This is a genomic window from Streptomyces adelaidensis (assembly GCF_016598475.1).
GTDB classification, from domain to species: domain Bacteria; phylum Actinomycetota; class Actinomycetes; order Streptomycetales; family Streptomycetaceae; genus Streptomyces; species Streptomyces adelaidensis.
Window position 1 is genome coordinate 1 of sequence record NZ_JAEMUX010000279.1, and the last position, 716, is coordinate 716.

Annotated in this window: 1 protein-coding gene; it reads right to left on the bottom strand. The window is 65.1% G+C overall.

Features of this window, described 5'->3' with window-relative positions; all coding sequences use genetic code 11:
- Positions 1-716: alpha-amylase family glycosyl hydrolase (locus tag I8N67_RS41840; RefSeq protein WP_267912911.1), on the bottom strand; the 716-nt coding region annotated here is incomplete at both ends.

Here is a 716-nt window from a genome sequence, read left to right on the forward strand (position 1 = left end):
ACGGCCGGGTTGGACGACTGGAGTTCGGTGTACGACCCGAGGCCGAAGGCGGGGTTCTGCTTGCGGATCTCGATCATGCGGCGGGTCCAGTGCAGCAGCGAGGAGGGGGAGGACATCGACGCTTCGACGTTGGTGACCTGGTAGCCGTAGACCGGGTCCATGATCGTCGGTAGGGACAGGCGGCCGGGGTCGCAGGAGGAGAAGCCGGCGTTGCGGTCGGGTGTCCACTGCATGGGGGTGCGTACGGCGTCGCGGTCGCCGAGCCAGATGTTGTCGCCCATGCCGATCTCGTCGCCGTAGTAGAGGATCGGCGAGCCCGGAAGCGACAGCAGCAGGGCCGTGAACAGTTCGATCTGGTTGCGGTCGTTGTCCAGGAGGGGGGCGAGGCGGCGCCGGATGCCGATGTTGGCGCGCATACGCGGGTCTTTCGCGTATTCCGCGTACATGTAGTCGCGTTCTTCGTCGGTGACCATTTCGAGGGTCAGCTCGTCGTGGTTGCGCAGGAAGATGCCCCACTGGCATTTCGAGGGAATGGCGGGGGTCTTGGCGAGGATTTCCGAGACCGGGTAGCGGGATTCCCTTCGCACGGCCATGAAGATGCGGGGCATGACGGGGAAGTGGAACGCCATATGGCATTCGTCGCCGCCGCTGGGGAAGTCGCCGAAGTAGTCGACGACGTCCTCCGGCCACTGGTTCGCCTCCGCGAGAATGACCGT